Here is a 12242-nt window from a genome sequence, read left to right on the forward strand (position 1 = left end):
CCGGGGCGACTAGGGTCCGACGGGCGCGGTCTTTCCGATGAGGCATGCGCCCGCGTCGAGCTGCGGGAGCACGGCCGTGACCGGATCCCCCGTGGAGGGCCCGACCTGGCCGACGAGGCATTCCGCATCGCCCCAGCGCACGGAGAACTGGAAGCTCTCCGCCGGGTTGCCGACCGTCGAGTGATCCTCCGTCAACTGCATGGCGCTGCGATCGAAGCCCGCCGCGACCAGCGCGTCGATGTACGCCCGGCCCGAGGCGCGCTGATCCGAGCTCCAGACCTGCGCGGTCACCGCCCGGAACAGCGGGAGGTTGTCGTCCGCGGTTCCGCCGGGCAGCAGCGTCGGCGCCGGCGAGGCCGTCGCCGGGCCCTGCGTCGAGCCGGTCGTCGCGGGGGGACCCGTCGTGCTCGTCGGCGCCTGCCCGATCGGGGCGCACCCCGCGAGCGGGATCGCCAGGGTCAGGGCGAGGACGACGACGGTCGTCCTCAGCGCGGCGATCGACGGACGTCTGGGCACGCCCCGAGTCTATGGTGGCGACCTGTGACTTGCGGATCACAGAATTCTGGCGAATCTTCACCTCTGGAATGTTCGAAAGACCCACGACTCCTTAGGCATGGTGGAACCAACCACCGCACAGCCGCTCCCGTCGGCCCACCATCACACGGAGGAATCACCATGACCGCGTTCCAGAACGACGTCGAGGCCGTCGAGGCCCTCAAGAAGCAGCACGGCTCCAGCTGGGATGCGATCAACCCCGAGTACGTCGCCCGGATGCGTGCGCAGAACCGCTTCACGACCGGTCTCGAGATCGCCCGCTACACCGCCGACATCATGCGTCGCGACATGGACGAGTACGACGCGGACTCATCCGTCTACACGCAGTCCCTCGGCGTCTGGCACGGCTTCATCGGTCAGCAGAAGCTCATCTCGATCAAGAAGCACCTCAAGAGCACCAACAAGCGGTACCTGTACCTCTCGGGCTGGATGGTCGCGGCGCTCCGCTCGGAGTTCGGACCTCTCCCGGACCAGTCGATGCACGAGAAGACCTCGGTCCCCGCGCTCATCGAGGAGCTCTACACGTTCCTGCGCCAGGCCGACGCCCGTGAGCTCGATCTGCTGTTCACGAAGCTCGACGCCGCACGCGCCGCCGGCGACGAGACCGCGGTCGAGTTCATCCAGACCCAGATCGACGACTACGAGACCCATGTCGTGCCGATCATCGCCGACATCGACGCCGGCTTCGGCAACCCCGAGGCTACGTATCTGCTCGCGAAGAAGATGATCGAGGCGGGCGCGTGCGCGATCCAGATCGAGAATCAGGTCTCGGATGAGAAGCAGTGCGGCCACCAGGACGGCAAGGTCACGGTGCCGCATGACGACTTCCTCGCGAAGATCAACGCCGTCCGCTACGCCTTCCTCGAGCTCGGTGTCGACAACGGCGTCATCGTCGCGCGCACCGACTCTCTCGGCGCGGGGCTGACGCAGAAGCTCGCCGTCTCGTCGGAGCCGGGTGACCTGGGCGACCAGTACAACGCGTTCCTCGATGTCGAGGAGATCGGTGAGGCGGACCTGAGCGACGGCGACGTGGTCATCCGCCGCGAGGGCCGCCTGCTGCGCCCGAAGCGCCTCGCCAGCAACCTCTACCAGTTCCGTCCCGGCACCGGTGAGGACCGCTGCGTGCTGGACTGCATCACGTCGCTGCGGCACGGCGCCGACCTGCTCTGGATCGAGACCGAGAAGCCGCACGTCGAGCAGATCGCCGGCATGGTCGACCGCATCCGCGAGGTGGTGCCGAACGCCAAGCTCGTCTACAACAACAGCCCGTCGTTCAACTGGACGCTCAACTTCCGCCAGCAGGTCTTCGACCAGCTCGCCGAGCAGGGCGCCGACGTGACGGCGTACGACCGCGGTAACCTGATGAGCGTCGAATACGACGGCACGGAGCTCGCGCGCCTCGCCGACGAGAAGATCCGAACCTTCCAGCGCGACGGCTCAGCACGCGCCGGGATCTTCCATCACCTCATCACCCTGCCGACGTACCACACCGCGGCGCTGTCCACCGACAGCCTGGCGAGGGGCTACTTCGGCGACGAGGGGATGCTCACCTACGTCCGCGACGTGCAGCGCCGGGAGATCCGCGAGGGCATCGCGACGGTCAAGCACCAGAACATGGCGGGCAGCGACATCGGCGACAACCACAAGGAGTACTTCGCCGGCGCAGCCGCCCTGAAGGCGGGCGGCAAGGACAACACCATGAACCAGTTCAGCTGATCCGGCTCGGCTGATCCGTCGTCACCACGGAATCGGGTCCCGGCCTCGCCGGGGCCCGGTTCTGCGCGCAGACACCATGACCGACGACGTCGACCGGGAATGTCAGAACGGAGTCGGGTCCTCGCCGGGCGTCGCCCATCCGTCGCCGGGCGTCTCCGCGTCCGGCGCCGCCGCAGGCTGGGGCGGACCCGCATCCGCCGGGGCGCCGGGCGCCGCCGCGATCGTGCGATGGAAGACCCCGCGCCCTCGGCGCAGATCCGGGCCGATGCTGTCCGCCTCGATCTCCACGCTCATGCCGCGTCTGCCCTCCTTGCCCTCCCATTCGCGCAGCCGCAGCCGGCCGACGACGATGACGGCGTCGCCCTTGGTCAGCGACACGGCCGCGTTCTCGGCGAGAGCCCGGTAGGCCCTGATCTCGAACCAGTTCGTACTGGCGTCCACCCATCCCCCGTTGCCGTCAGGACGCCGGTGGTTGGTCGCCATCCGAAAGCTCAGCGCGGGGATGCCGGTCGCCGTGCTGCGACGCTCCGGCACCGTGGCGATGTTCCCCACGACAGTGATGGTGTCGGCCATGATCGTTCTCCTCTGCTCGCGCGGAGCCCGCGCCGGCTCCGGTCCTGCAGAGATCGTGACGCGGGCGGGGAGCCCACGATGACGTCATCGCGCAATCGGTGCGCGACGGGCGGCATCGCCCGGTTGTGGAGGGCGAGGGCGACGCCGCCGCGGAACGCCGCTTCAGTGCACGAACAGCAGCAGTGCCGCGACCGCGATGAACAGAGCGCCGAAGACGGTGTTGAGCGTGCGCTGACCGGTGCGGCTCGATGTGAGCCGCCGGAAGGTCTGAGCGGTCGCGGCGAAGACGAACCACATCACGACGACGTCGATCACCACAGTCGTGCCGATGAGGATCAGGTACTGGGGCCAGGGGTCGCGATCGAGGCGGATGAACTGCGGCACGAACGCGAGGAAGAACACGATCGCCTTCGGGTTGAGCAGGTTCACCCAGAAGCCGCGCCGAAGCATCGGCCAGCGGCCTTCGGGAGACCGCTCCAGACCGGGTTCCTCGACCGTGTCCGGGACGCGGGCCACGATCAGCCGGATCCCCAGATAGACCAGGTATGCGGCACCGAGATAGCGGATCGTCTCGAACAGCCAGGGGACGCGCGCGACCAGCAGGCCGACTCCCGCGGCCACGATCGCGACATGCACGACGAGGGCCAGCTGCTGCCCCACGATGCCCCAGATGGAACGACGCCATCCCTCGTTCAGGGAGTTGGTCATCGTGTTGATGGCGCCCGCACCCGGAGTGAGGCTGATCACCAGGCACGCGACGACCAGCGAAAGCCACACGGTCACAGTCACCAGCACAGTGTAGGGACTCCTGGGCGCACGCATTCGCACGCCGAGCGCCTTCCGCGGCCGAATGTCGGTGGCCGTCCGTATGTTCGAAGGTGAAGGAGGCACCATGACCACGAACACGACCCCTGCACCCACCATCCGCTGGGCGACGCCCGTCCTCGCACGCGCCGTCGAGACCCTGCAGCCCGCCGGCGAGCGGCTCTGGCGAGTGGTCGACTCCCGCGGCACGATCCGGGGCCATCTGCGGATCGTCCCGCACGACCTGGGTGTGCGCTATCGCGCCGAGCGGCTCCACCTGCCCTCGGGGCTGTTCCGCATCGTCGGCGATTTCTGGAGCGCCGACGACGCCGTGGCGGCCCTGCGGTTCTAGCCGGCGGCCGGTTCTTGGCCAATCCTTAGACAACGCATCGGAACATAGGTCCGGGCGCACGCGCACAGGCGCGACGCCCGCCTCCGATGCCGCCATCGCGAGGACCGCGATGAGGGAGTACCAATGACCGAGCTTCGACGCACGCGCACCCGCCCGCTCACCGGGATCGAGCGCCCGACCTCACGCCCGATCCCGCTCGTGGTGACCGCGATCGTCGGCGCCATCGCTGTCATCGCCCTCGGGTTCGTCATGAAGGCGACCCAGGCGGACCAGGGCGTGGTCGTCGCTCTGAACCAGACGCACACCGGCTGGTGGGGCGCCGTGAGCAATGCGGTCTACCGCGGGATCGAACCGGTTCCCGCCGTAGCGATCACCCTCGTCATCGCCGCTCTCGTCTGGGCGGTATCCCGCTCGCTGCGCACAGCGATCCTCTTCGGACTCACCGTCGCGTTCGCCTGGCTGCCGGTCGCCGCGATCAAGATCCTCGTCGACCGGCCTCGGCCGGACGCCGCCCTGCTGGCCCACCCGTTCTCCCCGCTGCAGACCGACGGGTCCTTCCCCAGCGGGCACACCGCCTACGTCGTCGCCCTCGCGATCGCCTTCTGGTTCCTGCTGCGCGGAACCCGCTTCGCGTGGCTGCCCGTGGCGCTCGGCGTGGTCGCCGGCGTGATCGTCGGGCTCGCCGTCGTCAGCGACGGCCTGCACTTCCCGACGGACGTGCTCGGCTCCGCGATCTGGGCCCTCGCGACGGCGGGCGCCGTCCGCTGGCTGATCGTCGACGTGATCGCCGCGCGCATCGGACGTCGCTCCGCGCGGGGCTGACCTCTCCCCCGGCGAACGTCGGACCTCCTCGCTAGCGTGGCGGTCGATGACGGAGGGGGCCGCTCATGCCCAGCAAGGGTGCGAAACAGTACGAGATGCAGGCGCAGCACCGTGCCCGCAACTTCGAGCTCATGATCCAGTATCTTCTCGCTCACCCCTGCGTCGACTGCGGCATCAATGATCCCGTCGTGCTCGAGTTCGACCATCTGCCGGAGTTCGCAAAGCGGTTCGAGATCGCCCGGGCGATCACTGCATCCACGCGTTCCTGGGCGACGATCGCCGCGGAGATGGCCAAGTGCGAGGTCGTCTGCGCGAACTGCCATCGGCGGCGCACGGCGAAGCGCGCCAGGACCCGGAAGTACCTGATCTCGGAGACCCTGAGAGAGCCCCGATCCATGGGTCCGGATATGCTGAACGACGACCCCCAGTAGCTCAGCGGAAGAGCATCGACCTTCTAAGTCGCCGGTCGCACGTTCGAATCGTGCCTGGGGGACCACGCCGAGGGAGCCATTGCCGACGTCAGTAGGATGGCGGCATGGTTTCTTCGTCCGAGAACGATCGGCTGGTCTGGATCGACTGCGAGATGACGGGGCTCGATCTCGCGATCGACGAGCTCGTCGAGATCGCCGTCGTGATCACCGACTTCGAGCTTCGCCTGGTCGATCCGGGGTTCCAGGTGGTCATCCGCGCCAGTGACGCGGCTCTGGACCAGATGGGCGAGTTCGTCACGAACATGCATCGCACCTCGGGGCTCTACGAGGAGATCCCCCAGGGGGTCACCCTCGCCGAGGCGCAGGCCCAGACTCTGGCGTACATCCAGCGGTTCGTGCCGCAGGAGCGCAAGGCGCCGCTCGCGGGCAACACGATCGGCACCGATCGGATGTTCCTCGCGAAGTACATGCCCGACGTGGACCAGTACCTGCACTACCGGAACGTCGACGTCTCCAGCATCAAGGAGCTCTCCCGCCGGTGGTACCCGCGGGTGTTCTTCCACGCCCCGACGAAGGACGGCGGACACCGCGCTCTCGCCGACATCCTCGAGTCGATCCGCGAGCTCGAGTACTACCGTCGCGCGGTGTTCGTGGACCAGCCCGGCCCGTCCAGCGAGGAGGCGCAGAGCGCCTCGGACGCCGTCGTGTCAGAGTTCGCTCCGAACCTGTAATACACTGGTCAGGTTGCCCGCTCCGGCAGGCACATGGTGGCTATAGCTCAGTTGGTAGAGCACCGCGTTGTGGTCGCGGGGGTCGCGGGTTCAAGCCCCGTTAGCCACCCAGAGGAAGAGGCCCGGATCCCCATGGATCCGGGCCTCTTCGTCGTCTGCGGATAGGATCCGTGGCAGATGACCGGCTCCGATTTCCTCCGCCTCCAGCCCTCGACCGCGCCGGCGCGCGGCCGGACGGCCTGGCTCACCGCGCAGCTGCGCACGGCGATCTCCGACGGCACGCTCGGCGCAGGGACGCGTGTGCCTCCGAGCCGCGAACTCGCCGAAGAGCTGGCCTTCTCCCGCGGCGTGGTGGTCGAGGCGTACCGCCGGCTCACCGAGGAGGGCCTGCTCGTCACGAACCGGGGCGCCGGCACGAGGATCGCCGAGGTCGTGACGCGGCCGGTCCCCTCTCCAAGGGCGAGCGACACGCCCGACCCCACCCTGGTGCTGCATCTCTCCGAAGGCGTTCCCGACCTGAGCGCCTTCCCCCGCTCGGCCTGGCTGCAGGCCGAGAGGCGCGTGCTCGCGACCGCGACCTCCCGCGAACTCGGATACGCCGACCCGCAGGGGGCGCCGGAACTCCGGAAGCAGCTGTCCGGATGGCTCGCCCGCAGCCGAGGAGTCTCCGTCGCACCCGAGCGCATCATCGTCACCGCAGGCGTCACCGGCGCGCTCAGCCTCATCGCCCAGGTGATGCGCGCACACGGCGTCTCGACGTGCGCGATCGAGGATCCGGGCGCCGACGGGAACCGGCGGATCCTCGCCTACTGGCTGGACCGCCTGGAGCCGGTGCCGGTCGACGGCGAGGGCATCGACGTCGCAGCGCTCGCCGCGACGGACGCCCGCGCCGTGCTCACGACGCCGGCGCACCAGTTCCCGACCGGCGCCGTGCTCTCGGCGGCGCGCCGCCGCGACCTCGTCGCCTGGGCAGAGCAGAGAGACGGCATCATCATCGAGGACGACTACGACTCCGAGTACCGCTACGACCGGACGCCGGTCGCCGCTCTGCACTCGGCGGCCCCGGATCGGATCCTGCACGTGTCGAGCCTCTCCAAAGTGCTGGCGCCGGCGCTGCGGATCGGATGGCTGGTCGCCCCAGACGCGTGGCACGCGGACCTCGTGCGCACGCGCTGGGCCACGGATCTCGGATCACCCGCCCTGCCTCAGCTGGCCCTCGCCGACCTCATCCGCTCGGGTGCCCTGGAACGGCAGATCCGACGCCTGCGACGGCGGCACAGGGAGCGTCGCGACGCGGCGGTCGCCGCCGTCAGGGAGCACCTGCCCCGTGCACGGATCGAAGGGATCGCTGCCGGCCTGCATCTGCTGGTCCTGCTGCCCGATCACGTCGACGACGCGGCTCTCGCGGAACGGGCCGCCGCCGCGGGGATCCACATCACGCCGCTGTCGGCCTACCGGTCGACCCCCGGCGCCCCGGGGCTCGTGATCGGCTACGGTCCGCATTCGGAGGCGCGTCTCGCTTCCGCCATCGCCACGATCGGACGCCTGCTCTGATGGGAGGCGCGCCTCCTTGCCGCAGTGCGGGCGATTCCCGTCAATGCGGGGCGATCGCGAGGAGTGCCGCGAGCACGACGAACGTCACTGCGAACCCGCGACCGAGAAGACGATTGATCCTCGGACGCGCCGTCACGAGACGCCCGAGCCGCGCCGCAGCGACCCCGTACACGCCGAAGATGACGAGCGTGACCATCATGAACGCCGCCCCCAGGCCTGCCAGCTGCAGCGTGGCCGCAGGCGCGGAGCCCCCGACGAACATCGGCAGGAAGACGAAGAAGAAGATCGTGAGCTTGGGATTGAGCAGGTTGACGAGCACTGCCTCGCGGATCACCCGCGTCGCGCGGGGCGGGTCGGATCCCTCCCCGGCGGCGAAGCCCCGCTCGTCCCGCCACATCGCCCAGGCCAGATAGAGCATGTAGCCGACGCCCAGCCACCGAAGTGCCTCGAACAGCGCCCGATTGGTCGAGACGACCACCGCGACGCCGGTCAGCGCGAGGACGAGGTGCGGCACGATGCCGAGCGTGCAGCCGATCGCCGCGAGCATTCCGGCGCGGGCACCGCGCGAGATCCCCGCGGCGATCGTGAACAGGGCCCCCGCCCCGGGTGTCGCGGTGATCACGATCGACGTCATCAGGAAGCTCAGGTCCATCCCCTCAGCGTGGGGCGCGTGCGGACCTGCGAGAAGATCCAAGACCGATGCCCTTCTCAGGACCAAGTGCGCACGCGCGCGGCGCCCGGGCGCTCTCCTGATCGCGCCGGCGACCGGGCTCCGGCGGCTAGCATCGAGACATGGCCTCCTTCGTGCGCACCGCGACCGACGCCGACCTCGCTGAGCTCGCCCGGATCGAGGACGAGGCCGACGCCGTGTTCGCCGAGCGCTTCGGCTCCGCCCTCGGCCAGGACGCCCCCTCCGGACACGACCGGGCCGCCGAGCCCGGCTTCGTCCTCGTGGTCGCCGAGCACGAGGGCGGCCCCGCGATCGGCTTCGTGCACGTGCTCGAGCACGACGGCATCGCGCACCTGGAGCAGCTCTCCGTGCTGCCCGCCCACGGACGTCGCGGACACGGTCGAGAGCTCGTCGAAGCGGCCCTGGACGAGGCCTCCGAGCGCGGCCACGACACCGTGACGCTGCGCACCTTCGCCGACATCCCCTGGAACGCGCCGTTCTACGCCTCCCTGGGCTTCATCGAGAGCGACTCCCCCGACCTCGCTTTCTACCGCGGGCTGATCGACACCGAGCGCCGTCTCGGTCTCGACGAACTGGGCCGACGCGTGCACATGACGATCGATGTGCGCGGCGGCATGACGATGGATCCGGAGCAGTTCGAGGAACTCGTGGCGGATGAGCTCGACCGTCTTCCCGACGACATGGTCGACGGCCTGGAGAACCTCGTGTTCGTGGTCGAGGATCGCCCCGAGGACGGATCGCTCGATCTGCTCGGACTGTACGACGGCCTCGCGGTCACCGAGCGCGGCAACTACGGGATGGGCGAGCTGCCGGATCGGATCATCGTGTACCGCGAGCCGCATCTCGCGCAGTGCGCCGACGAGGACGAGCTCCGCACCGAGGTGCACACCACCCTCGTGCACGAGATCGCGCACTACTACGGCATCGACGACGAGCAGCTGCACGAGCTGGGGTGGGCATGAGCTCGCCGCTGAGCACGCCCGAGGTCGGCGAGCAGCTCGATCTGCAGGCCGCTCCCGCCGTGCCCTGGGAACTGGTGGTGTGGGACGATCCGGTCAACCTGATGAGCTACGTGGTGCGGGTGTTCCGCACCTACTTCGGATACCCCAGGGACCGCGCCACGCGCCTCATGCTGGCGGTGCACAACGAGGGGCACGCCGTCGTCGCCACCGGCCCGCGCGAGACCATGGAGGTGCATGCCCAGGCGATGCACGACTACGGACTGTGGGCGACCGTGCGCAGGGCCGGGGAGTGAGCGACATGGCGGGATCCGGGATCCGCGTGCCGATGCAGGCGATCGAGGCGCAGCAGCTCGCCGAGCTCGTGGACCAGTTCCTCGAGCTGCTCCGCGACACCGAGATCGGCCAGGACTCCGCGCTGGATCGCCTGACGCCGTCCGTCTACCCGCAGGACCCCGAAGCGTCCGCGGAGTTCGCCGAGGCCACCAGCGCCGACCTGCTGGACCGCCGTGCCGCGGATGCGCGCGTCGTGCGCGACGGTCTCGAGGCGGCCTCGGACGATCACGCGCCGATGCCGGACGAGGTCGTCATCCGCGACGCCGATGTCGATGCCTGGCTGCGGACGCTCGCCGCGCTGCGGCTCGTCATCGCGTCCCGGCTCGGCATCGAGAACCAGCTCGCACCGGATCCCGAGGACCCGCGTCTCGGCGTCTACGAGTGGCTGGGCTATCGCCTGGACGTGCTCGTCGAGGCTGCGGACGCGCTCGACGACGCGTCCGACGGCTGAGCAGCCCGGCTACGGGATCGAGACCACCAGCGTCGCGTGGCCGATCGGATCGTCCCGGCGCTGGTGCACGGTCTCCTGCAGCGCCCAGCGGTCCCAGTGCGGACGGAAGACGTCGCCGTCCCGGTCCAGCGCACGGCGCTTACGACTGCCCTCGGGCGACTCCACCCACACGCGGACGTCGGCGACCCGTGCGGTCCGCGGGGTCAGCGCGCCGCAGCCCTCGAGGATCACGCCGCGCGCGGGGTCGACGGCATGGCTCTCCGCGTACTCCCCCGCCTCCCAGTCGTAACGCTGCCACGTGCCGACGATCCCACGACCGTGCGGGTGCAGGATCTGGTCGTAGGCGCGCTCGACGCCGGCGTCCAGTCCGTCCCATCCGGGGTAGATCGAGTCCAGCGCGATCAGCTGCGGCTCGGTGCGCAGCGGCCACTGCTCGGCCACGAGTCGCGCCAGCGTCGACTTGCCGGCACCGCTGCGTCCGTCGATGAGCACGACCGGGTTCGACGCCTGCACGGCGCGCACGGCATCGGCGATCCGGGCGACCGCCTGCGTCAGCGCCCGCGCGACCGGGTCGTCACTTCTTGAGGGCACGGATGATGCGGGAGATCGCTCGACCGGCGACCCAGACGAAAGGCACGGCCACCGCGATCAGCGAGACGAGGTTCGGCTCGAACCGCAGGCCCTCTTCGCGCCGCACGTACACGCCGAGCGGGATCGCGAGCCCGCCCCCGCCGCCGCCTTCACCCTCGCCGGCGCCCTCGGCACCGCCTTCGCCCCCTCCGAAGCCGGAGACGGTGAGCGCCACCGGGGTGAACTGCGCGCCGTCCACCTCCTGGGTCTCGCCATAGGCGCTCTTGACGCCGAAGGACGCGGAGTTCTTGCCAAGCTCGAGTGCGATGTGCGGCATGGGTCCACGCTAGCCCACCCTGACGACGGCGACCACCGGGCCTCCGGCCGAGCGGATCGTCAGTCCAGGCCGTGCGCACGCGGATGCGGGGCGGATCCGCGTCCGGGGCGGGCACCGAGGTGCCTGGCGCGCGTGACGGTGCCGGTGCCGAACCGCGCCTGGGCGCTGTCGAGCGCATCCTCGACCCGTCGCCACTCCGCATCGTCGTCCCACAGCCCGAGCGCGCCTCCGGCGTCCGAGAGGCGCTCGGCCCGCACGCCGACGAGCCGCACCGGGTCACGACGATCGATCGCGTCGAAGAGCGTGCGCGCGACCTCGCCGATCCGCTGCCCCACAGACGTCGCCTCGGGCAGCGTCTGGGAACGGCTGATCGTGGTGAAGTCGGAGAACCGGACCTTGATCGCCACCGTGCCCGCCTCCCAGCCGGCGCGCCGCAGGCGAGCGGCGACGCGGTCGGCGAGCCGCAGCAGCTCCGAGCGCAGGGCTTCGCGGTCGACGACGTCGACGTCGAAGGTCTCCTCGTGGCCGACGCTCTTCTCCACCCGGCTGGTCTCGACACCGCGCGGGTCGCGTCCGGCGGCGAGCTCGCGCAGACGCTGGGCGAGGGCGGGACCGACGGCGCGCTCGAGCGCGGAGGGCGGGGTCGCGAGGATGTCGCGGATCAGCCGGATGCCGCGCGACTCGAGGGTCTCGGCCGTCTTCGGACCGACGCCCCACATGGCGCGCACCGGTTTGGCGGCCAGGAAGTCGAGGGTGTCGGCCTCCGCGACCACCAGCAGGCCGTCGGGCTTGGCCATGGTCGACGCCATCTTCGCCACGTGCTTCGTCGCCGCGACGCCCACGCTGCATGTGATGCCGACCTCCTCGTGCACCCGGCGGCGGATCATCGCGCCGATGGTCCCCGGACTGCCCCAGAGACGGCGCACGCCGCGCACGTCGAGGAACGCCTCGTCGATGGAGAGCGGCTCGACCAGCGGGGTGACCTCTTCGAAGATGGTCATCACCTTCTGCGAGGCGTCGCGGTACTTCGTGAAGTCGGGCGGGACGATCCTCGCGGTCGGGCACAGGCGGATCGCCTGCGACACGGGCATCGCCGAGCGCACGCCGTAGCGTCGCGCCTCGTACGAGGCGCTGGAGACCACCGAACGCCCGTCCGGAGCCCCGATGATCAGGGGAAGCCCACGCAGCGACGGATCGTGCAGGACCTCGACCGCGGCATAGAACGCGTCCATGTCGACGTGCAGGATCCCGGTGCCGCTGTCGTCGGCGTCCGGAGCGGAGACGATCCGCCCGGATCCGTCGCCTCTTCCCATGTCACCATTCTCGCCGAGGCCGCCGACATCGCGTCGGCGGCCTCGGC

General features: G+C 70.0%; 16 protein-coding genes, 2 tRNA genes and 1 pseudogene. 12 read left to right on the forward strand and 7 right to left on the reverse strand.

Annotation, left to right across the window (positions count from 1 at the left end):
- Nucleotides 1-9: 9 nt before the first annotated feature.
- Nucleotides 10-516, reverse strand: coding sequence for a DUF6993 domain-containing protein (locus NFX31_RS09565; protein ID WP_248700403.1), 507 nt, complete (start codon nt 514-516; stop codon nt 10-12).
- 159 nt (nt 517-675) lie between these two features.
- On the opposite strand from NFX31_RS09565, the gene NFX31_RS09570 reads away from it, so the two are divergent.
- On the forward strand, nt 676-2271 hold the full coding sequence (locus NFX31_RS09570; protein ID WP_262955572.1) for an isocitrate lyase: 1596 nt from the start codon (nt 676-678) through the stop codon (nt 2269-2271).
- Between the two features lie 102 nt (nt 2272-2373).
- Here the strand turns inward: NFX31_RS09570 and NFX31_RS09575 are convergent, their stop codons facing one another.
- Together NFX31_RS09575 and NFX31_RS09580 are read right to left on the reverse strand one after the other, a co-directional pair.
- A complete protein-coding gene (locus tag NFX31_RS09575) occupies nt 2374-2844 on the reverse strand; it encodes a single-stranded DNA-binding protein (RefSeq protein WP_045250056.1) in 471 nt (156 codons plus the stop codon).
- A 162-nt stretch (nt 2845-3006) separates the two neighbouring features.
- Nucleotides 3007-3633 carry a LysE family transporter gene (locus tag NFX31_RS09580; protein ID WP_045250115.1) on the reverse strand — a complete coding sequence of 209 codons (627 nt, stop codon included), beginning with the start codon at nt 3631-3633 and terminating at the stop codon, nt 3007-3009.
- A gap of 103 nt (nt 3634-3736) precedes the next feature.
- On the opposite strand from NFX31_RS09580, the gene NFX31_RS09585 reads away from it, so the two are divergent.
- From NFX31_RS09585 to pdxR, 7 genes are all read left to right on the forward strand, one after another.
- Entirely contained in the window at nt 3737-4000 is a 264-nt protein-coding gene (locus tag NFX31_RS09585; protein ID WP_052674237.1) for a hypothetical protein, read from the forward strand.
- Nucleotides 4001-4123: 123 nt separating this feature from the next.
- On the forward strand, nt 4124-4822 hold the full coding sequence (locus NFX31_RS09590) for a phosphatase PAP2 family protein (RefSeq protein WP_052674236.1): 699 nt from the start codon (nt 4124-4126) through the stop codon (nt 4820-4822).
- 65 nt (nt 4823-4887) lie between these two features.
- On the forward strand, nt 4888-5253 hold the full coding sequence (locus NFX31_RS09595) for a hypothetical protein (RefSeq protein WP_082072205.1): 366 nt from the start codon (nt 4888-4890) through the stop codon (nt 5251-5253).
- Nucleotides 5244-5318, forward strand: a tRNA-Arg gene (locus tag NFX31_RS09600). The genes NFX31_RS09595 and NFX31_RS09600 overlap by 10 nt, the downstream gene beginning before the upstream one ends.
- Nucleotides 5319-5357: 39 nt before the next feature.
- Nucleotides 5358-5984 carry an oligoribonuclease gene (gene orn / locus NFX31_RS09605; protein WP_045250055.1) on the forward strand — a complete coding sequence of 209 codons (627 nt, stop codon included), beginning with the start codon at nt 5358-5360 and terminating at the stop codon, nt 5982-5984.
- Between the two features lie 36 nt (nt 5985-6020).
- Nucleotides 6021-6093: transfer RNA gene (locus NFX31_RS09610), tRNA-His, on the forward strand.
- A 68-nt stretch (nt 6094-6161) separates the two neighbouring features.
- Nucleotides 6162-7538, forward strand: coding sequence for a MocR-like pyridoxine biosynthesis transcription factor PdxR (pdxR, locus tag NFX31_RS09615; protein ID WP_262955573.1), 1377 nt, complete (start codon nt 6162-6164; stop codon nt 7536-7538).
- Nucleotides 7539-7578: 40 nt separating this feature from the next.
- On the opposite strand, the gene NFX31_RS09620 is transcribed toward pdxR, so the two are convergent.
- A complete protein-coding gene (locus tag NFX31_RS09620; protein WP_262955574.1) occupies nt 7579-8190 on the reverse strand; it encodes a LysE family translocator in 612 nt (203 codons plus the stop codon).
- Between the two features lie 140 nt (nt 8191-8330).
- Between NFX31_RS09620 and NFX31_RS09625 the strand changes: the two are divergent.
- The 4 genes and pseudogenes from NFX31_RS09625 to NFX31_RS09640 all read left to right on the forward strand — a co-directional run.
- Nucleotides 8331-8684, forward strand: a pseudogene (locus NFX31_RS09625) (GNAT family N-acetyltransferase); the annotation flags it as partial.
- A 159-nt stretch (nt 8685-8843) separates the two neighbouring features.
- Complete coding sequence (locus tag NFX31_RS09630) at nt 8844-9191, forward strand: metallopeptidase family protein (RefSeq protein WP_420847436.1); 348 nt, start codon at nt 8844-8846, stop codon at nt 9189-9191.
- On the forward strand, nt 9188-9484 hold the full coding sequence (gene clpS / locus NFX31_RS09635) for an ATP-dependent Clp protease adapter ClpS (protein ID WP_091477472.1): 297 nt from the start codon (nt 9188-9190) through the stop codon (nt 9482-9484). Before NFX31_RS09630 ends, clpS begins: the two co-directional genes overlap by 4 nt.
- 5 nt (nt 9485-9489) lie before the next feature.
- A complete protein-coding gene (locus NFX31_RS09640) occupies nt 9490-9975 on the forward strand; it encodes a DUF2017 domain-containing protein (RefSeq protein ID WP_262957204.1) in 486 nt (161 codons plus the stop codon).
- 9 nt (nt 9976-9984) lie between these two features.
- Here NFX31_RS09640 and NFX31_RS09645 read toward each other — a convergent pair whose 3' ends face one another.
- From NFX31_RS09645 to dinB, 3 genes are read right to left on the reverse strand one after another with little or no spacing between them, the layout of a single operon-like run.
- Nucleotides 9985-10566 carry a nucleoside/nucleotide kinase family protein gene (locus tag NFX31_RS09645; RefSeq protein ID WP_262955576.1) on the reverse strand — a complete coding sequence of 194 codons (582 nt, stop codon included), beginning with the start codon at nt 10564-10566 and terminating at the stop codon, nt 9985-9987.
- Nucleotides 10550-10882, reverse strand: coding sequence for a hypothetical protein (locus tag NFX31_RS09650; RefSeq protein WP_045250051.1), 333 nt, complete (start codon nt 10880-10882; stop codon nt 10550-10552). The genes NFX31_RS09645 and NFX31_RS09650 overlap by 17 nt, the downstream gene beginning before the upstream one ends.
- 59 nt (nt 10883-10941) lie before the next feature.
- Complete coding sequence (gene dinB, locus NFX31_RS09655; protein ID WP_045250050.1) at nt 10942-12195, reverse strand: DNA polymerase IV; 1254 nt, start codon at nt 12193-12195, stop codon at nt 10942-10944.
- Nucleotides 12196-12242 lie beyond the last annotated feature (47 nt).

Source organism: Microbacterium azadirachtae (genome assembly GCF_025583665.1).
GTDB classification, from domain to species: Bacteria; Actinomycetota; Actinomycetes; order Actinomycetales; family Microbacteriaceae; genus Microbacterium; species Microbacterium azadirachtae.